Origin of the sequence: Rhodovulum strictum (assembly GCF_009649175.1) — a bacterium.
Classification (GTDB): domain Bacteria; phylum Pseudomonadota; class Alphaproteobacteria; order Rhodobacterales; family Rhodobacteraceae; genus Rhodovulum; species Rhodovulum strictum.
On sequence record NZ_WJPO01000039.1, the window covers coordinates 1 to 22,099 of the forward strand.

The window sequence follows — 22,099 nt, forward strand, 5'->3', positions numbered from 1 at the left end:
CCCGTTTTGCATGCTCACTTGCAGACGCGCGCCGTCACCTCTGGGCGGTGTTTTCCTTTGTCCCCAATGCCTTGGGTGCTCTTTTCCCTTTTCGACGTCCGTGCAAAAGGTAAGACCCCCCTACACCAGCGTCGCGGCTGGAATGGGGGAGGTTCTCCTTGTGCCGCTTCGGCCATCTGAAGGGCCGGTTGCGCAGGCGGCAAGTCACGGCGCATTGGCGCGACACCGCGGAATGCACGCTTGGCACCGCGCGCCTGAACCGCAGCGTCGATCGCCATTTCGCCATTTCGCCATTTCGCCATGTCGCCAGTGGCGCAACCGCGCGAGCGTCGTCCGAATGCATGCTCCCGCGCGACCGATGCGCGATTCCTCCCCCGTTTTGCATGCTTGCTTGCAAACATGCGCCGTCGTCGCTGGGCGGTTTTTTCATTTATCCACAGTGCCTTGGGTGTTTCTTTCCCTTTCCGGCGTCCGTGCAAAAGCAGCCGCCCTGCTACACGTGCCCGGCACGCTTGCCCAACCAGAAACCGACCACTATCAAACCCAAGGACTCTCGTTACGAACGATGGACGACCGGGGGGCAGGTCACAGGTCTTTCGTGGCCGGTCCCGACCAAGGAGCCCTGATGAAAAACAGCGCCAGCTGGCGCTGTTTTGGCAGCGTCGCGTTCGATTCTCGGCTGCGAGATACCAGTAAAAACCCGTGCAACAGAGGGTTGCGTAGGGTGTATCCCAGCCGAAGAAGCGGCATGGCCACACCCGGACTCTTGCGTAATGGACCAGATGCCGTCTGTCGTCGTCCCCATCGCGGGGGTGTGGATTGAAGCGTTGTCGGGCGGCGGATCGACTTTCCCGCGCCCGGTCGCCTCTCTCGCTGGGGCGTGTGTCGCACCTGCACCCGCCCAAGTTTCCCCCTTGACGCCTCTCCGCGCCTCGCATACCTAGCGCCTCGCTCCTGGCGGAGTAGCTCAGTTGGTTAGAGCAGAGGAATCATAATCCTTGTGTCGGGGGTTCGAGTCCCTCCTCCGCTACCATCATTGCAGTGTTCGGTAGTTCACCGGGCTTGCGGCGAGGCAGGTTGAGAAGCTCTGCCAGCGCGCCGTTGACGGTTAGATCAAATTTTCCACGCTCGTCGCGCGGCATCACTTCGATGCTTGTGACAAGCGAGCGGATGGCATTGACCGCGTCCTGGCGATCATCCTCGCTAGAGTGCAGCGCCTCCTGCAAGTCGGCGATTCTGCGGCGGTAGACGTCAATCGAAGCCGGATGCAGCTCCACGACGTTGTCGGCATCCGAGATTGCAGCCAGATCGGTGGCAAGGCGCGCTTTTTCCGCCTCCATCTCGATCAGCCGTGTCTTCATGCCTGCCGTTGCAGCACCGTCGGCTATGGAGTCGATGATATTTGAGATTTGCCTATCGAGAATGCCAAGCCGTTTGTCGATCTGGTGCCGGTCCCGTCGTATCTTGGCGTTCAGGCGCTTCCTCTCGGCATGATACTCTGCAAGAAACTCCGCAACTGCATCGGGTGCAAGCAGCCGTTGCTTGATGCCTTCAAGCACGCGGCGTTCAAGATCGGGCACACGGACGGTTCGATTGTTCGTGCAGGTTCCGCGTTCCCGATGCGCCGTACAGGCGAGCTGATCCTGGGACTTGATGGTGTAGGTCGCGCCGCAACATCCACACCGTACCAGACCGGAGAACATATGCTTCGGCCTTCTGCGCTTGTGCAGTCGGGTTCCACCGTAGAGTTTCTTGCGTGCCTGGACGGCGTTCCATAGCTCATCGCTGACGATGCGCAGGTGAGGCGCTTCCACCACCTGCCACTGTTCGGATGGGTTCGGACGGGCGATTCGCTTGCCGGTCTCCGGGTCCTTGATCATCTGAACGCGATTGAAGACGAGGAGCCCGATATAGGCCTCGTTGTAGAGGATGCCGCTTCGACGCTTGAGATTGCCGTTTATCGTGGAAGCTCCCCATTCCCGGCTGAACGGTGAGGGAATGCCGTCGCGGTTCAGGCCAGCGGCGATGATTCGGGCGGAACGTCCCGACGCAAATTCCTGGTAAATGCGGAGCACGACGTTGGCCTGCTCCTCATCGACTTCACGGAGACCTCGGATCGGTTCTCCTCGCTCGTCGAGCTTCTTGACCACACGATATCCGTAAGACAGGCCTCCGGCGGAGTATCCGTTGATGACGCGGCCGGACTGCCCGCGCCTGATCTTGGCAGCCAGGTCACGCAGGAAAAGAGCGTTCATGGTGCCCTTCAGGCCGACATGCAATTCGTCCACCGTTCCCTCCGACAGGGTAACGATGCGAACGCCAGCGAAGCGAAGCCGTTTGAACAGTGCCGCGATGTCCTCTTGGTCACGGGACAGCCTGTCGAGGGCTTCGGCCAACACCACGTCGAAGCGCGCCTCCTGAGCATCCGCGAGAAGTTTCTTTATCCCCGGTCGAAGGACTATGCTGGCGCCAGAGATTGCGGCGTCAGTATAGTTTTCCACAATCTGCCAGCCTTCACGCTCCGCATGCTCTTGGCACAGTCGCATTTGATCCTCTATCGAGGCCTCCCGCTGATTGTCCGAGGAATAGCGGGCGTAAAGCGCAGCGCGGGCCATGGCAGTTCCTTTCGGTCAGTCGTTGATGGCATCCTCCGGCGCCGGCGGCACATTCGGCGCACGATCCAGAAGTCTCGTCAGATCGCCGTGCTTTGCCGTGCCGGCACGCGCTTTCAGGAAATCGTCAGCCGTCTCTACGGCTCCGATCTTCTGCGCGACCGCCGAAACGATCCACTGATTGAGCGACACGCCGTCCTCTTGTGCCATACGCGCCGCCGTCTCCTTGAGCGACTGCGGCAGTTGCAACGGGTATTTGTAGCGTTGGGTCTGTGTCATGTGTTCAGTCTCCTGACGATCTCTCCCGGTGTTGCGACGGTCACGCCGAGCTTGAGGGCCGGGCGGAAATCCCTGACGTTATGCGTCACGATGGCCTCGGCTTCTCCGTTGAGGGCAGCCTCAAGCACCATCTCATCCGCGGCATCGGCCAGCATGGGCCGCGTCCGAAAAGAAATATCGACGCCCGCGGACACGGCGGCAAGCGAGCTCATGACCGCCGCGATATCCTCGAGGCTGTGGCCGGTCGCCTTCCGGGTTTCCTCCCGGCTCAGAACCGCCTCATATTCCAGAAAAAGCGCCGTGGAACAGAGCGGCGTGACCACTCCCCGGTCAACCAACCGCAACAGCAGATTGCTTGCCCCGTTGCGGCTGCGGAACGCCGCCACGATCACGTTGGTGTCCAGAACCAGCCTCATGGCAAGTAATATATTGACATCTTATGAGATGTCAATCTTTAGCGCATCACATTCGGTCATGCGAAGCATATCCGATCGGCACGTGCTGTGGGGTCATCCGTCATCCGTGTCGGCGCGAGTATTGTCATTGGCCGCGCGCATGGCTTGCTCGTGGTCCTCGCGCGCGACCCGCCTGCCGATTAGCCGGGCGATGGTCAGCACCACCTTGTCCACCCGTTCGGACGCACCGGCATGGTCTCCTGTGATCGTGCGATCCGGCACATGAATGTCGTTTGCCGGCCTCTCTCGGTCGGGTTGCCGCTTGTCATCGGCCATCACCCTCACTCTCCCTCTTTCCGCCATCCGACCGGGTCGGCGACCCAGCGGTCGATCTCGGATTCGCGCCAGCCCGCACCGTGGATGGAGATGCGGAGTTGGGCCGGGAAGGTGCCGTCGGCGATCTTGCGGTAGAGGGTGGAGCGGGACAGGCCGGTTCGGGCGAGGACGGTGCGCAGGCGGAGGATGCGGTCGGGGGCGGGCATGGGTCTGCTGGCTCCTGCTGATGCGGTTTGGGGCGTTGTGGTCCAGACAGGCGCGGCCTGGATCGGTGCGCAACATCGATCGGGGCGGCGTAGGGCCAGCGCGTGCCAAGGACGGCAGATCGGACGGGTGTCAGATCCCCAGGCCGCGGCCGCGGCCGAGCTCGAGGCCGTGGGTGAAGGCGAGCGCTTCGCCGAGTCGCCGCTCGGTCTCCATCCGGATGCCGAGCTCGGCCTTGCGATTGGCGAGGAGGGATTCGAGCTGCGGATCGCGCCCGAGGCTGCGGGCCATGTCGGTCATGGCCTTGCGGGATGCGTGGTAGCCCGTGTAGTCGCCTGCCAGGTATTGCTCGCCGCTCCGGCGCTCGAGCTGCTGCCAGCGGTCGACGAAGCGGTCGGCGCGGGCGTGGGGGTCGGTGCGGAGGTCGGTCTCCAACTCCAGGGCGCGGATCGCGCGGCGGGGCCGGCCCGCGGCGGCCTCGCGGGCGAGGTCCGGGTCCGTCACATAGGCGGCTTCCGCATCGCGCCAGGCATCGGGGCGCAGGGCCTCGAAGGCGTCGCGGGTGTGGTTCAGATGGCGGACCTGCGCGGGGCTGGCCCGGCCGCCCTGGGCCTGCGCCTCGAAGACCGCGTGGACGGCCCCGGCATGGCGGATCAGCGCGCGGGTGCGGGCCGGCCGCAGCGCGGCCTCGCGCGCCTCGGCCAGGTCGTCCGGCAGCGGGCGCGGGTCGGGGGGCTCCGCCGCGTGATGGCCGAAGTCGATGCCCCGGTGCGCGGCGAAGTCCTCGGCCGGATCCGCCCCGGCATGGTCGAGCGCCATGTCCTTGGCCCGCTCTCGCCCGAGGATGCGGGCCAGCCGCTCAGGGCTCGCGAAGTCGTCGCGGCCATAGTGCAGCTCCACCCCGTCGCGGTGCCGGGTGAGGGCCACGTAGCTGGCATGGGCGTCGAGCCCGGGCGTCGCCAGCACATGGGCGCGGTCGACCGTCATGCCCTGCGCCTTGTGGATCGTCGCCGCGTAGCCGTGGTCGATCCGGTCGTAGTCCTTCAGGTCGAAGCGGATCGCGCGGCCGTCATCGGTGCGCACGGTCATCGCCTGGCGGTCGAGCTGTGCGACGGTTCCCAGCGTGCCGTTCTTCACGCCGAGGCCGCGGTCGTTCTGCAGGAACATGACGCGGTCGCCGGGGGCGAAGCTGCGCTCGCCGCGCTCGACGGTCAGCCGGACCTCCCCGCCCAGATCACCCGCCTCCCGCATCCGCGCCCGCGCGGCCAGGTTCAGCGCGCGCACCTCGTCATTCGTGTGGGTCAGGATGATCCGGCTGGCGTCGGGGTCGGCCTGCCGGTCCCGGTCCCAGCCCTCGATCAGGGCCTCGCGCGCGGCCTCGCGGCTGGGGGCGGCGTGGACATTGCCATGGGCGTCATAGGCGGTGAGCGCCACCTCGGTCCGGCCCGTCGCCAGATCGCGCGTGGCCTCCCGCTGCCAGTCCTCCCGTTGGCGGCGGACCTCGCCGATCCGGGCCCCGCCGTGGCGGTCGTGCAGCGAGCGGAACGCCGCGCCCGCCTCGATCGATTGCAGCTGTTGCGGATCGCCGACGAGGACCACCTTCGCCCCGGCCTCGGCCGCCTGCGAGAGCACGCGCTCGAGCTGCCGCGTGCCGACCATGCCGGCCTCGTCGATCACCAGAATGTCGCGTGGCGAGAGCGCGTCGCGCCCCTGCGCCCAGCCCTGTTCAAGGCTCGCAAGGGTGCGGGACCCGATCCCCGAGCCGCCCTCGAGGTTGTCGGCCGCGATCCCAGACAGCGCCGCGCCGCGAACCCGGTAGCCCGCCGCCTCCCAGGCCTCGCGGGCCACGCCCAGCATCGCGCTCTTCCCCGTCCCGGCAGGACCGATGACGATCCCGAGGTCGCGCCCGTCGGTGACATGCGCCAGCGCCTCCGCCTGCTCGGCCGAAAGGATCAGACCGCGCGCCTCAGCGTGGGCCAGCGCGGTGTCGCGGTCGCGGGTTTCGACGCCATGACGCGCCCGTTCCGCCATCGCCAAGCCCGCGCGATGCAGCCGCTGTTCGGCCTCGAGCATGTCGCGGGTCGTGAAGCGCTGCTCGCCCCGCGCGTCCTGCCCGAGCACCACCAGGTCAGGCGCGCGGCGCATGGCCCCCAGCACCGCGTCGAACTGGCCCGGCCCGTCGCTGTGGCGATGGGCGAAGGCGGCCATGTCGCGATGGGTGAAGGTCGCCTGCTGCCGGGTGATCGCGTCGAGCGCGAGGTGTGGGTCGGCAATGATCCGGGTGCCGTTCTCGCGCGCGATGGACCGGTGCATCTCGGCACGGTCGGCTTCGTCGCCAGCACGCAGGATCCGCTGCGCGGGTGCGCCGATCTTGTCCTGCGGCTCCAGCGCGATTCCCTGCGCGTCAAGGCTCCGATGATCGATCCGCGCGTCGATGTCGAGTTCGGCCAGCCGCGCATTCGCGACGCCCGCCCAGCGTTCGCGCCAGCGGTCGAGCAGGTCGGTGCGGTTCCAGTCGCGGACCTTCGGGCCGAAGCCGCACTCATCCACCGAGCGCATCGTCAGCATCACATGGGCATGCGGCTTCGGCAGGCCATCGTCGGTCCGGTCCCAGTGCACGTTCAGATCGGCGATCATGCCGCGGTCGACGAACTCGGCCTGCACGAAGTGGCGCGCCAGCGCGACCGCCTGCGCTTCGCTCATCTCGCGCGGCAGGGCGAACTCCAACTCGCGCGCGAGCTGCGCATCGCGGCGAAGCTCGCAGGCCTCGACCGCGTTCCAGAGCGTTTCGCGGTCGGACAGATCCTCGGGCGCGCCCTCGGGCAAGAGCACCTCGGAATGCACCACCCCGCGCTTGGCGGTGAAGTCGTGGGCCCGCTCGATCCGGTCGTCGCGGAGCCGCGAGGCGGACCGGTAGGCGGCGGCCGCGACCGTGCTTGCGCCGGAGGACCGCCCGATGACCTTCATGTGGAGGTGGTAGATCGCCATGATGGGGCGATCTCTGCCACGGGCACCGCGACGTCGGAACGACGTATAAGCGCGCCCTCCCTCGAAAAAATCTCGGGCGGGACCGGGCCGTCCCGCGCTGTCCCGGCGACCCCGGAGCCTTTCGCGTGGAGTGCGGCTATCCTCATCGCATCAACGACTTGAGGAGAACGACATGCGCAAACCACGGGATTTCGACGCGGAGCTGAAGGCGCTCGAGGCCAGGGCGCGGGAGCTGAGAACGCGCAAGGTGCAGCAGCTGGGCGAACTGGTCATCGCAACCGGCGCCGACGCGCTGGCGCCCGAGGAACTGGCGGGCGCGCTGAGCGTGCTGGCCGACACGACGGACGCGGCGAAACGGGAGGCCTGGGCGAAGCGCGGGGCGGCGATGTTTCGGGGCGGGTCGCGGAGACCTGCTGCGACGGATGGCGGCGACTACGGCGGCGCTGAAACGAAACCGGGCCGCACGCAACCGCCTTCAAGCGGCCCGGGCGCGGCATGACCGGCAGGACTGGCAGATGGACCGGCGCAAGCGCACGCGGCAGCTGATCGAACTCGGCGGGCTGGTGAAAAAGGCCGGCATCGTCGAGATCACCGGCGACGACCGCACCCTGATCTTCGGCGCGCTCCTGTGGATCGCCGACCGGCTCGAGGGCGACCAGGGCGAGCACGCGCGCAAGGTCTGGCGCGACTGGGGGCGCGCAGCGTTCGAGATCGAAGCGAAGGAGAAGGCCGGGAAGTGAGAAAGCGCGCCCGCATCACCGGACAAGCTTCACGACCTGGCCGTTCTTGCCGGTGGCGAAGCGCCCCCAGGCATCCATCAGAGCAGCCGCGGTGATGATCGAGTTCTATCCACGCCCCCGCGCGGGGGGCGACGCTTTCGAAAGTCCTGGCAGTCCGACTTCGCGATGGTTTCTATCCACGCCCCCGCGCGGGGGGCGACGGTGTGCAGCCCGTCCCACATTCGCCGCGTTGCATGTTTCTATCCACGCCCCCGCGCGGGGGGCGACCGGGCCGCCTTCGCGCGGGCGCTGGGCATAGCGCCGTTTCTATCCACGCCCCCGCGCGGGGGGCGACACTCCCTTCGGTTAGCGGATCACGTCGATTCGCGTGTTTCTATCCACGCCCCCGCGCGGGGGGCGACGCGCGGGTCGAACTCCACCCATTCCTTGCGCAGGCGTTTCTATCCACGCCCCCGCGCGGGGGGCGACCGATAGTCCCAAGTGCCGCCGCATCGCCCTTCGCGTTTCTATCCACGCCCCCGCGCGGGGGGCGACGACGCCACGGAAGATGCCGTCTCCTACAGCCAGTGGTTTCTATCCACGCCCCCGCGCGGGGGGCGACCACTACACCCTGCGCCTGCTGGCGCTGGCGGGCGTTTCTATCCACGCCCCCGCGCGGGGGGCGACGATCTGCCCCCGGCCATGGCGCTGCTGGGGGACGTGTTTCTATCCACGCCCCCGCGCGGGGGGCGACCCACGCGGCCCGCGCCTCGGCCTCGGGCGGCCGGTTTCTATCCACGCCCCCGCGCGGGGGGCGACCGTCCATGGTCAGGACCACATCTGCGGTCGAGCCGGTTTCTATCCACGCCCCCGCGCGGGGGGCGACACGACCGCGCGATTACCTGCGCCGTAACGGCGCTGTTTCTATCCACGCCCCCGCGCGGGGGGCGACCCCCCGATCCCGTCCGCGCGGCTGCGGCTGACGCGTTTCTATCCACGCCCCCGCGCGGGGGGCGACGTCTGTCGGATTAATGTTTGCCCCATTAACAATGCGGTTTCTATCCACGCCCCCGCGCGGGGGGCGACTTGGCGGCAACGGCAATCGTTCTGCCTTTAACTTGTTTCTATCCACGCCCCCGCGCGGGGGGCGACCGGGGGCGGGCAGAACATCGGCCAGATGCGCCCGGTTTCTATCCACGCCCCCGCGCGGGGGGCGACGGCTCACCGTCCGGAACTGCGTCGGGGTGATGGAGTTTCTATCCACGCCCCCGCGCGGGGGGCGACCCGTCATCGGCCAGGTCGTCATCCAGCCAGTCCCAGTTTCTATCCACGCCCCCGCGCGGGGGGCGACCCGTGGCCGCCGGCCGTCTGGCGCTGCGCCAGATGTTTCTATCCACGCCCCCGCGCGGGGGGCGACGACATCCGTCAGCCCGGCAGAGGCCACCGCGCGCTGTTTCTATCCACGCCCCCGCGCGGGGGGCGACTGCCAAGCCATTCAAACTCAGGCGGCGACGTGTAGTTTCTATCCACGCCCCCGCGCGGGGGGCGACCGTCGCGGACAGACGTTCAGACAGCACATTGTTGTTTCTATCCACGCCCCCGCGCGGGGGGCGACCGGCCAACCCCAGCGCCACCGGCGCGGTGCGCCTGTTTCTATCCACGCCCCCGCGCGGGGGGCGACCCAGCGGTGGGGGTGGCTCCGATCACGACAAACGGTTTCTATCCACGCCCCCGCGCGGGGGGCGACCCCGCGACTCTGGCCCGCGCTAATGCCGAGCTGGAGTTTCTATCCACGCCCCCGCGCGGGGGGCGACAGGACGATGTGCAGTGATGGCGCTCCACGCCAAGTTTCTATCCACGCCCCCGCGCGGGGGGCGACGTCGTGTAATCGCCGCCCGTAGCCGGGTAGGGCAGTTTCTATCCACGCCCCCGCGCGGGGGGCGACGCCCGGCTGGTTGATGATCCGGGGCAGCGATTGCTTGTTTCTATCCACGCCCCCGCGCGGGGGGCGACTAGGTCGCGGACAGACGTTCAGACAGCACATTGTTGTTTCTATCCACGCCCCCGCGCGGGGGGCGACGCCGAGCGGCTGGCCGAGATCACGCCGCACGACACGTTTCTATCCACGCCCCCGCGCGGGGGGCGACGGCTGCCGGCCGATGGCATTTTCGGCGGCGGCACCGTTTCTATCCACGCCCCCGCGCGGGGGGCGACTGGAACTCGCGATCCTCATGGGTCTTCTGTTCGGTGTTTCTATCCACGCCCCCGCGCGGGGGGCGACCTGCCCCAGACACGGGGACTGCGGCGGCGGCCATCGTGTTTCTATCCACGCCCCCGCGCGGGGGGCGACGCGCCCATGGTCAGGACCACATCTGCGGTCGACCCGGTTTCTATCCACGCCCCCGCGCGGGGGGCGACCAGATCGGTTCCGGCGCGGTTTGCAGGACGCTGCGGTTTCTATCCACGCCCCCGCGCGGGGGGCGACTATTCGCGCCGACGAACATGCGCAGCATACTGGGGTTTCTATCCACGCCCCCGCGCGGGGGGCGACCCGGTGGCCTCGTCCCACAGGATATTCGCGCCGACGTTTCTATCCACGCCCCCGCGCGGGGGGCGACGGGGCATTGATAAACCTCGTCTTGATTTTCAGATTGTTTCTATCCACGCCCCCGCGCGGGGGGCGACTTGTTACCTGCATCCGCACGCACCCGAGTTGGTCGTTTCTATCCACGCCCCCGCGCGGGGGGCGACCCACCGGCACCGCCCTTGGCGATCAGGAACGTGCCGTTTCTATCCACGCCCCCGCGCGGGGGGCGACGCGGCGGGCCTCGATCGGCAGGCCGGCGCAGGGGCTGTTTCTATCCACGCCCCCGCGCGGGGGGCGACCAAACGCCTTGATCGCGTCGATCTGGTCGGGATCGTTTCTATCCACGCCCCCGCGCGGGGGGCGACTTCGTAGCCGTCCGGCTGGGTCAGGCGGTCGCGCAGGTTTCTATCCACGCCCCCGCGCGGGGGGCGACACGACACCATCCACGCGCAGCCCCGCCTTGGCCTGGTTTCTATCCACGCCCCCGCGCGGGGGGCGACATTTTTCCTTTGGAATTGGCCGTACTCAGCTCTGTTTCTATCCACGCCCCCGCGCGGGGGGCGACCTTCGAGAGCGAGACAATCGTCAAACGCACGCGGAAGTTTCTATCCACGCCCCCGCGCGGGGGGCGACGCGGTGGGCGGTGGCGCGGTGGGGACGCCCAGCAGTTTCTATCCACGCCCCCGCGCGGGGGGCGACTGCCGCTCTCGCCGCCGACGATGATCCAGTCGAGACGTTTCTATCCACGCCCCCGCGCGGGGGGCGACCGCGTCAGACCCCCCCAGAGCATACGAGGCGATGTGTTTCTATCCACGCCCCCGCGCGGGGGGCGACTCGTTGTCGACCGTCAGGAATGCCAACTGGCCGATGTTTCTATCCACGCCCCCGCGCGGGGGGCGACCGGCCATCGACTTGCCGAAGCCCGCGGGTCCGTAGTTTCTATCCACGCCCCCGCGCGGGGGGCGACCCGCCCGGGTGATCCGCATGCTCCTGGCCGGGGAGTTTCTATCCACGCCCCCGCGCGGGGGGCGACGACGGGCATCGCGCCGACTGCCGCTATCCTGTTGGTTTCTATCCACGCCCCCGCGCGGGGGGCGACCGGGCTGGCTGGCCCATCGGCGCCGCATGATCGAGTTTCTATCCACGCCCCCGCGCGGGGGGCGACAACTGGTCAGCACCGAGAATGCCTGTATGGGCAGTGTTTCTATCCACGCCCCCGCGCGGGGGGCGACCTTCCCTGAATTCCGGCATCTTCGCCGGATCATGGTTTCTATCCACGCCCCCGCGCGGGGGGCGACGTTAGGCGTGCTGATCTTCCTAAGCTGCCACGCGAGTTTCTATCCACGCCCCCGCGCGGGGGGCGACGAGCATCCACATAAGCAAAATTCGCATTGATGGCGGTTTCTATCCACGCCCCCGCGCGGGGGGCGACCTCGACCAGGGTATAGGTGCCATCCGAGGACGGCTCGTTTCTATCCACGCCCCCGCGCGGGGGGCGACTGCATCCGCTCGGCCATCTGCGGACCCTTGTCCGCGTTTCTATCCACGCCCCCGCGCGGGGGGCGACGCGCTCCCAGCCGTCAGACATCACGAGGACGCCAGTTTCTATCCACGCCCCCGCGCGGGGGGCGACCCATCTGGGCCATGTCTTCCAGCGTCTTGCGGCTGTTTCTATCCACGCCCCCGCGCGGGGGGCGACCGCCCAGTTGTGGGCCACGCCACCCGCCTCGTCGTCGTTTCTATCCACGCCCCCGCGCGGGGGGCGACGTCGCCCCTTTCTTCTACCGCACCCTTTCAGACAGGTTTCTATCCACGCCCCCGCGCGGGGGGCGACGATTGTGGCGGCGGCAATCAGGTCGTCGGCTGTCAGTTTCTATCCACGCCCCCGCGCGGGGGGCGACGCGCGCGCAGTTCGGCCCGCCGTGCTTCCGTCAGGTTTCTATCCACGCCCCCGCGCGGGGGGCGACGTCCGAGCCGTTCGAGTTCAACAATGCCGAGGCGGTTTCTATCCACGCCCCCGCGCGGGGGGCGACTCGGTCATGGCTGTCGCAAGCTCGCCCATCGCGGGTTTCTATCCACGCCCCCGCGCGGGGGGCGACCCCTCGGTCGTCGTGACCTCGATGGTAGACGGCGCGTTTCTATCCACGCCCCCGCGCGGGGGGCGACCCGGCCGCCTCCTGCCGCAGCTTGGTCAGCACGGTTTCTATCCACGCCCCCGCGCGGGGGGCGACCACCAGCCGATCCCTCGGCGTCAGCTCGGCTGTGTTTCTATCCACGCCCCCGCGCGGGGGGCGACCAGCCATCATGGCCTCCTGTGTGGGTATCAGGCCGTTTCTATCCACGCCCCCGCGCGGGGGGCGACAAAAGGGCGCGCTGTTGCTGGCGCATCATGAGGGGTTTCTATCCACGCCCCCGCGCGGGGGGCGACGGATTGTTCCAGTCCAGCTTTCGGCCGTTCATGTAGTTTCTATCCACGCCCCCGCGCGGGGGGCGACTCGACCCGCCCGCGACATAGTCGTGCTCGGCCGGGTTTCTATCCACGCCCCCGCGCGGGGGGCGACGTCCTGTTGATCGAGCAGGGCGCCGTCGCGGCGCGTTTCTATCCACGCCCCCGCGCGGGGGGCGACTACTTCCGACGGCCAGACCGACGCCCTGATCTCGTTTCTATCCACGCCCCCGCGCGGGGGGCGACCGAGGACGCAAAAATGGCCTTCAATATCGCCTCTGTTTCTATCCACGCCCCCGCGCGGGGGGGCGACGCGGCCCGCGGAGCTGGAGCATCACTGTCCGGTGGTTTCTATCCACGCCCCCGCGCGGGGGGCGACGTCGTCCTCGATGCGGGACAGCCAGTCGTCCACATCGTTTCTATCCACGCCCCCGCGCGGGGGGCGACCAGGGCGTAGCGCGTGGGCGACGCCCCGTAGGTGTTTCTATCCACGCCCCCGCGCGGGGGGCGACCTGATCGCTCGCGATCGAGAAGCCCAAGTTCGGCAGTTTCTATCCACGCCCCCGCGCGGGGGGCGACACGGCCGCGGCCTTCGGCATTCCGCCCAGCAGGTGTTTCTATCCACGCCCCCGCGCGGGGGGCGACGCTCATTCTGCGGCCTCGCTGCTATATGCAGCCATGTTTCTATCCACGCCCCCGCGCGGGGGGCGACGGCGTCTGTCTAGCGCATTCCGGGCGAACAGGAAATCCGACGCTCTGCGCGAACCTCCTTGCGCGCGGCCCAAAATGCGGCCAAAAATCAACCTTCGCGAAATAAGCATATTGAATCGTCAGGAAAAATCGACGCGCGAACACTCCCGTGACGGCGTGGCCGCTCATGGTTCGCGTATCAGAAAATGAGCGGCCCGTCGTAGTCGATCGCCGGCTTGGCGCCCACATGCTCCACCCGCGAGCGCCAGTTGGCGCCGAGCATGTAGAAGCGTAGGCTGTCGTGCTCAGGGTCGATGAGGCCAACGAGCCGGGCGCGCAAGGACGTCCACAGGGCCGGGGTGAGATCGCACTCGAAAACCGAATACTGCACTCGCTGGCCATAGTCTTCGCAAGCCGACGCCACCTTACGCAGGCGCTTGCGGCCGGCCGGAGTATCCGTGCGCACGTCATAGGTCACCAGAACCAGCATGTCACCTCCAGATCCAGGCTGGATAGCCGTCGAGTTCGCCACGCAGATGTCTTGCCAGAAGCTGGGCCTGCATTTGCGGGAAGAGCCCGAACGGTGCTGTCTCGTCGAAGAACGGATGGCGCAGGTCTTCACGCTTGCGCTCCTGCCAAGCCTTGAGCACCGTCGCCCGTCCCTCGTCCGTTAGCAGCACCGCACCGGTCTCCTGAAAGTGGAAGTCCCGCGCGCGCAGTTGACGGCGGTTGATGAGGCTCAGGCAGACTCTATCGGCCATGGCGGCGCGGAACTCCTCCATCAGATCGAGCGCGAGGCTCATCCGTCCGGGCCGGTCGCGATGCAGAAAGCCCATCTGCGGGTCAAGCCCGTGAACCTCGCAGGCGGCGCGGCAATCCTGCGCGAGGATGGCATAAAGGAAGGACAGCACCGCGTTGACAGGGTCGAGCGGTGGTCGGCGCGAGCGGCCGGAAAAGGAGAAGTCGGAGTTGCGCAGCAAGTGGGTGAAAGCGCCGAAATAGGCGTTTGCGGCCTCACCCTCCTGCCCGCGCAACGTGTCGAGATCGGGGACCGACAGCGCCCGCCGCGCGGCATCTGAAAGCCGCCGTTCGGCGAGGTCGAGCACCTCCCGAGGGCCCGGAGCCATCTTCGCCCCGTAGTCGCGCAGCGCCCTGCGGATCACGCCGCGCTGGTTGGCCGCCTTGGCCGCGACCATCGCCTGCGCAATCCCGAGTGCCCGGGCGGGGTCGTCGCTTCGTCGGTGCTGGGCGCGGCGCAAGAGCACGTTACCCGATTGGGGCCCCTCAACGCGCGCCAGAAACCGCCCCGACATTGACAGAAAAGCGATGGAGATGCCGCCCTCGGCGCAGAAGGCCATCAGTTGCGGACTCGCCGAGACCTGCGCGAAGCAGACGATCTGACCCAACAGATGCGCCGGCGCCCGCCCGCGCTCGACCCCGCCGATCTCGACCACCACGTTCTGCCCGTCCTTGCGCAGCCAGGCGCCTTCAGAGGTGACATAAAGCGTGTTGAGCAGCTTTTTCATTCGCCGCCCTCCGGCGCTTCCTGCGAAGCGATAGCACGCTCCAGCCAGGCGCGAATGCGGGGCGCGGCCTGCATCCGCTCGGGGCGGCACAGTTCGACGAGCGAGCAGGCCCGGCAGCGGCGCTTGTCATAGACCGGCGGGGGCAGGGTCCCCGAGGCGAGTGCTGCCCGGGCCTCATCGGCGATGGACGATGTCAAAGAGCGCAGGCCCTCATCGAAGGCCACAGGCGTGCGTCGCCGGGCCTCGCCGTAGTAGAGCGCTCCCTCCGGCACGGCGCGCCCGGTCATCTCCTCAAGGCACAGCGCCTGGGCGCAGAGTTGAACCTCGTCGGCGCGGTGGGGCTTGGGGCGGCCGCGCTTGTATTCGACCGGCACAATCCGGTCTTCTTGAATTTCGACCACATCCGCGACCCCGTGCAGCCCCAGCCGATCCGCCCCGATCTGCACGGCGCGCAGGGTCAGCACCCCTTTTCGGCGGTCGCCCGCCCCGCCATCGGCGCGGGCATGGAGTACGCGGCCCTCTGCGGTCAGCCGGTTCTCGGCCCAGAGCCGCTCGACATGGATCAGCGCGCATTGGCGCGGGCAGAACAGCCAGTGCTGCAACGCCGAAATCGGCAGGCTGTCCTCACCACGGGTCGACAAGGCTCACGCCCTGCGGCAAGTCGGCACCGTCGAAGGTGATGCGGTAGTCGGAAAATGCCCGGGCAGGCGGCCAGTTGTGGCTGCGCGCGTCGCCTGCCGGGACGGCCTCGCCCTGATGGAGCCGCTCGACCTTTATACGCTCGAACAGCCGGTGCGCCTGGGCATTGCCGAGGGGGCTCTCGTGGCGAAAGACCACCAGCCTTTGCGCCGCCATCTCGCCGCGCGCCGCCGAGCGATCGAAGTCGAACATGTCCCTGAGCGCCGTCCAGAACAGCGTCAGGTCGTCCTCGGAAAAGCCGGTCTTCTCGGCGAGCTTGGCGTTGATGAAGCCATGCACCTGATAGAGGCCGAAGGGCACGATGTGCTTGCGGCCCATTTCCCCTTCTTCCTTATCGACGTCCGCCATGCGGGTAATTGCAATTTCCAGCGGCATGATAGGTTCGACTGAGCGCGCAAAGCCCAGTTGCACTGGGCCCCTCACTTGTCCGGCGTTCGGGCCGGTGGACAAGACGGCACCGAATGCGCGAATGTCATAGTAGTTGGCGCACAACCAAGCCTGAAGGACGCGAATGTCGTCTTGGGAGCGTCCTTTGGCTTTCTCCTTATCCCACTTCCCCTCACCCTTTTCGAAGGTGGGGAGTTCTTTGGCGACGCATGCTGCGGCAATCTTCTTGTTGAGCGGCTCTTTCTCTCGAATGAAGATTTGTTTGCCTGGCTCGTCGAGTGCAGCAACGTAGTTGCGCACCTTGCGCTTCAGCGCCACGTCGGTGACCAGACCGTTATTGGTCTCCGGGTCCATCCGCGGTAGGTTGCCGGCGTCGGGGTCGCCGTTGGGATTTCCGTCCTTCACGGTGAAGAACAACGCGAAATCGTATCGGTTGGCGAGAGTCATTCGGCCTCCTCCACAATTGGCTGCTCGGCCTCGCTTGTGGCCTTTTTTGTGTATTTCTGATGGTAGTAGCCGACGACGAAGCGGCCCTGATCTTCGAGCGTTAGGCTGCCGGCCAGGTCGGACGCAAGGCCCGACATGATCTCCCCCATCTGCTCGTCGAACCAGTGCGCGAGCCCGCCCTTGTCGCCCTTGCGCAGATTGGCGAGGTGATGGGTCGCGGTTTTCACCAGCAGTGGAAACACCCGCGCCGGCGTCGCCGAGGCGGCGGCGAAGTAGCGATCGCGGATGGTGGCGTTGAGCCCGGGCAGAGCGGCCTGTTGGATGCTCTCCAGCACCGCGAAGAGCCGCCCCAGCCGGTAGGCCGGATCGGGATTGTCGGGATCGAGGCTCACAGGGATGTCCTCCTTGAGATTGCGGGTGAGATAGGCTTTGCAGATCGCCGCGCGCGGGCCGTTAACGATGCCATCGGCACGGATGCGACCGATCACGGCAGCCAGCAGCAGTCGCGGGTAGGGCAGGCCGCCCAGCACCGAGCGCATCAGCGCGCCGCCGAGGAGTGGCGGGATGTTCTCGGCCTTGTGCTGCAGAGCCGTCTCGTAGAGCAGCGCCCAGGCGGCGGGACGGTGTTTCGAGGCGGGCGGGTTGATCGCCAGATCGTCGTGGAAGCGCAGCACGTTGCGAGCGAATTCGCCCAAGGTGCCGGGCTGCCAGAACCGCACAGACAGCCGCGCGGCGTTGGGCGCGAGGCCGAGCATGTAGACCCGCGTGGCGGGGTGAAAGCGCGGGTCGTCCGGCTCGGCGCCCTTTGCCAGCGCCTCCAGCGTGATCCGCAGCTTGTCGGCGGCCTCGCCCTCGGTTTCTTCGTCGGACGGCGGGTCGAGCAGCCCCGCCATTAGGTCTTCGGCGGCCTCGTCATCGGTGCGCGTGGGCGTTTCGGCCCAGAACACCGTGGTGGTGTCGCCCAGGCGCAACGCCCGCCGCCCAGGCCCAGAACCGGAGCGCGCGAGCAGCGCATTGAGCGCGGAGCCATAGGCGAAGGCGGCCTCCTCCGAAACCGGCGCGTTGTCGCCTTGGGTCTTGCCGTAGCTGCTAGAGGCTCCTCGAATGTCCTTTGAGCCAATATTAAACGAAACAAGATAGGCACCACTCGACTGGGCATTTTTCCCAAGCCCTGAGATTGAGGGGTGAAGGCGGGCGATGGGCGCGGCTTTGCCCGTAACGAGACAAACCTGGTCGTGGCCTTCGCTTTCCTCGCTCAGCTGTCCCAGCCAAGCAGAAACGAGCTTTGGTCTCTCATGCAGATACCTGTTCTGACCGTTCGACCGGGTGTCACCCTCCAAGCGAAACACCACTTTCGCTGTCAAGATATCTTCGACCGACGACTGCGAAGCCAAGGAATCAGGTTGCCACTGGTCAAGGAAAGCTAGCAACGCCCGCGCGCCCTCGTCGTCGAGACCGACAAGCATTTCTCGGTGGAATGCACAAAACGACGCATGTTTCTCCGTGGCGTGGTCCGCCGTGAGCGAGAACTCTTTTTCCGCGGAAAGGGATGCACCCAACGCATAGGGCACCGGATCCCACAGGAAGCCGGGAACGATCTTTTTTCCTCGACGATTGGGCGGCGGGAAGGGAACATCCATCTTTGCCGCCACCAGCCGATTTCCGTCGGCAACAAACTTCGGATTGATCGCGACGAGATGGCCCTGACGGTCGATAACCACCTCGCCGCCGATCCTCTCGCTCGAATAGCCCCGTTTCGGCGCCTCGCCCTTCTCCGCCATACGTTCATAAAGCGAGGCAAGCGCGGTAAGGATCATTGCGCCAGTCCCTCTGCGCGGGCGCGGGCGACGTCGATCACCCCGTCCTCCAGCCGGGCGCGGAAGAACAGCGCCTCGCGACCGCGCGCATAGTCGATGTCATAGAGCATCCAACCGAGATCGCGGTCGCGGTCGGCCTCGGGCAGGCGGTTTTCGGGGAAGGCCTCGACCAGCGTCACGTCGGCAGGGAACTCGCGCACCCCGAGCGCGGGCTGATGGAAATGCTGGCCCTTCGCTGCGCGCCGCCGCGCCATCTCGATATGCCTGGCCTCGTTGTCCTCGGGGCCTGCCTTCGACGTCATCTCCAGATGCGCCTCGATGCCATACACCACGTCGCGCAGTGCCATCATCGCGCGCTGCTGGCGGTCGTCGTCTACCAGCAGATGGAGCCCCGCGGTGGAACCCGCCTTCATCGCCTTCTTCACGTTCCCGGCGGGGATCTTCGAGCCGATCTCGTTGCGCCGGATATTCTCGAAACGAATCGGGGCGAGCACGTGAATGCGGTCGATTTGCCAGCGGATCGCCGGCTTCCAGTGGATCGCTTCGATCAGGCCGCGTGCCGCCGAGGGAGTGATCGCATCGTAGCTGACGCGCTCCACCTTCATCTCGGGACGGGTGAAACAGGCGTAATCGCCACGCACCAGAAGCTTGATGCCGTAGGCCAACGCTTCCCCCCCTTGACGCTACCACAAGCAGTATCGGAAAACACTGCCACCTCAAAAAGTTGAGATCAACAGGGTTCAGAACGACAAGAACCCCAGATCCCCGAAATCGTCCCACCGGAGCCCGGTCGCGGTATCATAGAGCCCCGGCTGGTCGAGCAGCAGGAATTGCTCGCCGAACTCTTCGGGCCGAAAGGGGCGTAGCACGCCCTCCCCGTGCATCTGGCGGCGGACGCGCTCGGGCACTTGCACCTGGTAGCTCTGCAGCGCCCGCGCCACGCCGCCGGCGCTCTGAACGTGGTGCAGACGCTGCAACTCCTCCTCGGGCAGCCCCCAGTCGTCGCCACACACGACCACCGGCAACGCGCCGCCCGGGATGATCCGGTAAGCCTCGGCGATGGAGGCATAGGGAAAGACAGGCCGCCTTTCGGGTTGGGCTAGCGCGATGGCGCGAAGTATTTCGAAAGGCTGTCCGGCAACCTTGCCGTTATCCATGCCATGGGCCTGGTTCCAGAAAGCCTGGCGGAAATAGTCGCGCACCGCGTCGAGCGAGAGCGGGTCGTCCGAATGCCGCTCCAACACCCCGCGCGCCACCTCGGCAAGCTGGCGCAGCTCGGACGGCGGGGCGAACTCGCCCCTCTCCCCAAGCTCCGCCTCGAAGACCACCACACGGCCAGGCCCCTCCATCCGCCCCTCGCGGTTGCAGCGCCCGGCGGCCTGGGCGATGGAGTCGAGACCGGCAAGCGCGCGGAAAACCGTGGCGAAGCTGACATCCACCCCAGCCTCGACGAGGCTGGTGCTGACCAGACGTACCGGCGCGTCGCTGGCCAGCCCCCGGCGCACGGCATCGAGCACTTGCCGGCGGTGACGCGCGGTCATGTTGGTGGACAGGTGAAACGCCCCCGGCAAATCGCGGATCACCTCGAAGACCGCCCGCGCCTGCCGCCGGTTGTTCAGGATCGCCAATCCCTGCGGACTGTCGCGAAGCTCCGCGGCGAGCGCCACGTTGTCGAGCGATCCGGCATGCTCGACACGCACCCGCCGCAGGCGCTCATAGAGCGCCGCCGGATCAGGGGCGAGCTCACGCACGGCCATCGGCCCCTCGCTGTCGAGACCTTCGGGGTGAGGAAAGCCATCGGCCCGACGCAGCGCCGGCTGGGTCGCGGTACAAAACACCACCGAGCCGCGATAGCCTCGAGCGAGTTCCTTGAGCGCAGCAAGGCTGGGGCGCAGGAGGTGGCGCGGCAGAGTCTGGGCTTCGTCGAGCACGACAACCGCATTTGCGATCCGGTGCAGCTTGCGGCAGGGGGAGCCGCGGGCCGCATGCAGGCTTTCGAAGAACTGCACCGCAGTCGTGACGATCACGGGCCGGTCCCAGCTTTCGGCGGCGACCTTGAGGCTGGCGCGTTCATCGTCGCCGCATACGTCTTGCCAGTCGAAGGAGGAATGGTGCTCCAGCACCGCGTCGGCCAAGCCGTCGAACACCTCGCGAAACACAGCCGCGGTCTGCTCGACGATGGACGTGTAGGGAATGACATAGATCACCCGTTCCATGCCGTGGCGAATGGCGTGATCGAGGGCGAAGCTGAGTGAGGCGAGGGTCTTGCCGCCGCCGGTGGGTACGGTGAGAGTGAACAGCCCGGGCACTTCGGCGGCGGCGGAACGCACATGGGAATGGACGGCGCGACGAAGGCCGTTGACCGGGCCGTCGGTGTTGCGCGCTGCCATGAAGAGGTCGAGCCGGTCACGCAGCGTCGTCAGCGCAGCGGGCTCCTTCGGCGAACTGGCCGTGCCGCTCAGCCGCGCATAGAACGCCGCGGTTTCGCTGCGGTCGGCGTCGACCAGAGCGGAAAAGATCATTCGCCCCAGAAAGCTCAAGGAATAGTGCAACTGAGCGAGATCGGGATGGTCCAGTGATCTGAGCGATGCCGGAAGCGCGGTGATGTCCGGAATTGGCCAATCGGCGGGCGGGTCGAGCGCTTCAGCCTCATCGAGCCGGGCGCCCAAGGATCGGCCCTGCCCCCCGCCGTTACCCAGCCCCGCATGATGGCCGAGGATCGCCTGCGCAACCAGCGGTCCGAACGGCCCCGGCAGGTGATGAAGGGCGAAACGCGCGCCCTCCGCAGCGTGGGGCTCGACGACCGACGGATCCGAAAGCCGCGCCTGGAACCGCGGCTTCATCTTGCCCAAGTCGTGCAGCCACCCGGCCACGACCGCGATATCCTGCGCGAATGCGGCGGCGTTGTTGCCTGCAGATTGCCCGACAGCGGCCGCATGATCGTAGAGGGACTCCCAATCCGTTCTGTCGGATTTCTCGCCCGAATGTGCGTAGATCATGAGGCGCCGTTCTTCGCTTCTGCTTGCATGTCCAGACCCATTAATGGCCAATGAATCTCATGGTAACACAGCCGCAACGGCGGAGTCGCCGCCATGGCGCAGCCAGAAACCGCCGACTACCCTTGCAGCCGTAATTTGGCGAAGTCTGAACTATGAGCCATTTCCGCAGGAATTGGTTGCGTAGAGACGGCTTGAACCACGAGAGTCTTCGAGGCGCGGCAAGGAAATCGGCTCAGCAAACGAAAGTGGTTGTAGCGCTGTATTGGCGGCAGCGCTCCTCCGCTACCAGTGCCAAGATCTCAGTCTGTCTCGGCCCTCGATGCCCCAAAGAAATCGAATGAAATCAAAATTTTGTCCCGGAATGGGTTTCATTCGTCCCCATGCATCCCGCTTGTGTTGGTCTGATTTGGTGGGCTTTGCTGACAACAGGCAAACCAACAGGGCCGAAGATCGGACTCACAGACGCTAAAGTGTGGTGATTGTAGCGCTGCGCCAGCTTTTGCACGGATTGGCCGCAGCTTCTGCACGGAAATTTTCGGCAGGCGTCAGGAATATCGCGCCGACTGGCGTGGCTGACGCTTCGGGGGAAATCGCTGGACTCCTGTGTGTAGGGGGGGCTTACCTTTTGCACGGACGCCGGAAAGGGGAAAGAGCACCCAAGGCATTGCGGACACAGGAGAAAACAGGGGTGGCGGCTGCGGACGCTTCTGGACGGCGATGAAAGTCACCGGGGAAATCATGGGGTGGGACCGCGCATTTGTCTATCACCTGGCAAACATTCCTCGCGCATCCGGCGATCATTGTGCAACATCCTGAAACACATGAGAAAAGACGGGCGACGGGGGGATGGCGCGGCGGGTGGGCGTGGTCGAGGCGGGTTGGGGCGAGAGCCTAGGCTCCAGACTCATTGATCGTCAAAGCCAGAACAGGACGGTTGCGGCGAGGGCGATGGCGGAAAGGAAGGTCTT

General features: G+C 66.8%; 15 protein-coding genes, 1 tRNA gene and 1 CRISPR repeat array. Of the genes, 3 read left to right on the forward strand and 13 right to left on the reverse strand.

What is annotated here, in order from left to right; genetic code table 11:
- Positions 1–956: 956 nt before the first annotated feature.
- A tRNA-Met gene (locus tag GH815_RS17305) sits at positions 957–1,033 on the forward strand.
- Here the strand turns inward: GH815_RS17305 and GH815_RS17310 are convergent.
- From GH815_RS17310 to traA, 6 genes are all read right to left on the reverse strand, one after another.
- The gene (locus GH815_RS17310; RefSeq protein ID WP_153750008.1) at positions 990–2,615 is read right to left on the reverse strand and encodes a recombinase family protein; all 1,626 of its coding nucleotides are present in this window, start codon (positions 2,613–2,615) and stop codon (positions 990–992) included. The two genes, GH815_RS17305 and GH815_RS17310, sit on opposite strands and share 44 nt — an antisense overlap.
- 15 nt (positions 2,616–2,630) lie before the next feature.
- Positions 2,631–2,891, reverse strand: a complete 261-nt coding sequence (locus tag GH815_RS17315; RefSeq protein WP_153749994.1) for a toxin-antitoxin system HicB family antitoxin — start codon at positions 2,889–2,891, stop codon at positions 2,631–2,633.
- Positions 2,888–3,307, reverse strand: a complete 420-nt coding sequence (locus tag GH815_RS17320) for a putative toxin-antitoxin system toxin component, PIN family (protein WP_153749995.1) — start codon at positions 3,305–3,307, stop codon at positions 2,888–2,890. Before GH815_RS17320 ends, GH815_RS17315 begins: the two co-directional genes overlap by 4 nt.
- A 93-nt stretch (positions 3,308–3,400) precedes the next feature.
- The gene (locus tag GH815_RS17325) at positions 3,401–3,622 is read right to left on the reverse strand and encodes a hypothetical protein (RefSeq protein WP_153749996.1); all 222 of its coding nucleotides are present in this window, start codon (positions 3,620–3,622) and stop codon (positions 3,401–3,403) included.
- A gap of 5 nt (positions 3,623–3,627) precedes the next feature.
- Positions 3,628–3,828, reverse strand: a complete 201-nt coding sequence (locus GH815_RS17330) for a helix-turn-helix transcriptional regulator (RefSeq protein WP_153749997.1) — start codon at positions 3,826–3,828, stop codon at positions 3,628–3,630.
- A gap of 130 nt (positions 3,829–3,958) precedes the next feature.
- The gene (traA, locus tag GH815_RS17335) at positions 3,959–6,814 is read right to left on the reverse strand and encodes a Ti-type conjugative transfer relaxase TraA (protein WP_153749998.1); all 2,856 of its coding nucleotides are present in this window, start codon (positions 6,812–6,814) and stop codon (positions 3,959–3,961) included.
- A gap of 172 nt (positions 6,815–6,986) precedes the next feature.
- Here traA and GH815_RS17340 point away from each other — a divergent pair, with 172 nt between their 5' ends.
- A complete protein-coding gene (locus tag GH815_RS17340; protein WP_153749999.1) occupies positions 6,987–7,313 on the forward strand; it encodes a conjugal transfer protein TraD in 327 nt (108 codons plus the stop codon).
- Between the two features lie 16 nt (positions 7,314–7,329).
- A complete protein-coding gene (locus GH815_RS17345; RefSeq protein ID WP_246176505.1) occupies positions 7,330–7,554 on the forward strand; it encodes a conjugal transfer protein TraD in 225 nt (74 codons plus the stop codon).
- 101 nt (positions 7,555–7,655) lie between these two features.
- Positions 7,656–13,278: a CRISPR direct-repeat array (repeat unit 32 nt; unit sequence GTTTCTATCCACGCCCCCGCGCGGGGGGCGAC).
- A gap of 177 nt (positions 13,279–13,455) precedes the next feature.
- Here the strand turns inward: GH815_RS17345 and cas2 are convergent.
- The 7 genes from cas2 to GH815_RS17380 all read right to left on the reverse strand — a co-directional run bounded on the left by cas2 (position 13,456) and on the right by GH815_RS17380 (position 21,131).
- Positions 13,456–13,746: a CRISPR-associated endonuclease Cas2 gene (cas2, locus tag GH815_RS17350; RefSeq protein ID WP_153750001.1), complete on the reverse strand. Its 291-nt coding sequence runs from the start codon at positions 13,744–13,746 to the stop codon at positions 13,456–13,458.
- 1 nt (position 13,747) lies between these two features.
- A complete protein-coding gene (gene cas1c, locus GH815_RS17355) occupies positions 13,748–14,782 on the reverse strand; it encodes a type I-C CRISPR-associated endonuclease Cas1c (RefSeq protein WP_153750002.1) in 1,035 nt (344 codons plus the stop codon).
- Positions 14,779–15,423: a CRISPR-associated protein Cas4 gene (gene cas4 / locus GH815_RS17360; protein ID WP_153750003.1), complete on the reverse strand. Its 645-nt coding sequence runs from the start codon at positions 15,421–15,423 to the stop codon at positions 14,779–14,781. Before cas4 ends, cas1c begins: the two co-directional genes overlap by 4 nt.
- On the reverse strand, positions 15,407–16,315 hold the full coding sequence (gene cas7c / locus GH815_RS17365; protein WP_153750004.1) for a type I-C CRISPR-associated protein Cas7/Csd2: 909 nt from the start codon (positions 16,313–16,315) through the stop codon (positions 15,407–15,409). The genes cas4 and cas7c overlap by 17 nt, the downstream gene beginning before the upstream one ends.
- Positions 16,312–18,132 carry a type I-C CRISPR-associated protein Cas8c/Csd1 gene (gene cas8c / locus GH815_RS17370; RefSeq protein ID WP_153750005.1) on the reverse strand — a complete coding sequence of 607 codons (1,821 nt, stop codon included), beginning with the start codon at positions 18,130–18,132 and terminating at the stop codon, positions 16,312–16,314. The genes cas7c and cas8c overlap by 4 nt, the downstream gene beginning before the upstream one ends.
- Positions 18,129–18,797 carry a type I-C CRISPR-associated protein Cas5c gene (gene cas5c / locus GH815_RS17375; protein ID WP_153750006.1) on the reverse strand — a complete coding sequence of 223 codons (669 nt, stop codon included), beginning with the start codon at positions 18,795–18,797 and terminating at the stop codon, positions 18,129–18,131. Before cas5c ends, cas8c begins: the two co-directional genes overlap by 4 nt.
- A 75-nt stretch (positions 18,798–18,872) precedes the next feature.
- A complete protein-coding gene (locus tag GH815_RS17380) occupies positions 18,873–21,131 on the reverse strand; it encodes a CRISPR-associated endonuclease Cas3'' (RefSeq protein ID WP_153750007.1) in 2,259 nt (752 codons plus the stop codon).
- Between the last annotated feature and the right edge of the window lie 968 nt (positions 21,132–22,099).

Bases quoted from the DNA above. Each gene is read 5' to 3' on its own strand.
- GH815_RS17310 (WP_153750008.1), bottom strand. From the start codon at position 2,615: ATGGCCCGCGCTGCGCTTTACGCCCGCTATTCCTCGGACAATCAGCGG.
- GH815_RS17315 (WP_153749994.1), bottom strand. From the start codon at position 2,891: ATGACACAGACCCAACGCTACAAATACCCGTTGCAACTGCCGCAGTCG.
- GH815_RS17320 (WP_153749995.1), bottom strand. From the start codon at position 3,307: ATGAGGCTGGTTCTGGACACCAACGTGATCGTGGCGGCGTTCCGCAGC.
- GH815_RS17325 (WP_153749996.1), bottom strand. From the start codon at position 3,622: ATGGCCGATGACAAGCGGCAACCCGACCGAGAGAGGCCGGCAAACGAC.
- GH815_RS17330 (WP_153749997.1), bottom strand. From the start codon at position 3,828: ATGCCCGCCCCCGACCGCATCCTCCGCCTGCGCACCGTCCTCGCCCGA.
- traA (WP_153749998.1), bottom strand. From the start codon at position 6,814: ATGGCGATCTACCACCTCCACATGAAGGTCATCGGGCGGTCCTCCGGC.
- GH815_RS17340 (WP_153749999.1), top strand. From the start codon at position 6,987: ATGCGCAAACCACGGGATTTCGACGCGGAGCTGAAGGCGCTCGAGGCC.
- GH815_RS17345 (WP_246176505.1), top strand. From the start codon at position 7,330: ATGGACCGGCGCAAGCGCACGCGGCAGCTGATCGAACTCGGCGGGCTG.
- cas2 (WP_153750001.1), bottom strand. From the start codon at position 13,746: ATGCTGGTTCTGGTGACCTATGACGTGCGCACGGATACTCCGGCCGGC.
- cas1c (WP_153750002.1), bottom strand. From the start codon at position 14,782: ATGAAAAAGCTGCTCAACACGCTTTATGTCACCTCTGAAGGCGCCTGG.
- cas7c (WP_153750004.1), bottom strand. From the start codon at position 16,315: ATGACTCTCGCCAACCGATACGATTTCGCGTTGTTCTTCACCGTGAAG.
- cas8c (WP_153750005.1), bottom strand. From the start codon at position 18,132: ATGATCCTTACCGCGCTTGCCTCGCTTTATGAACGTATGGCGGAGAAG.
- GH815_RS17380 (WP_153750007.1), bottom strand. From the start codon at position 21,131: ATGATCTACGCACATTCGGGCGAGAAATCCGACAGAACGGATTGGGAG.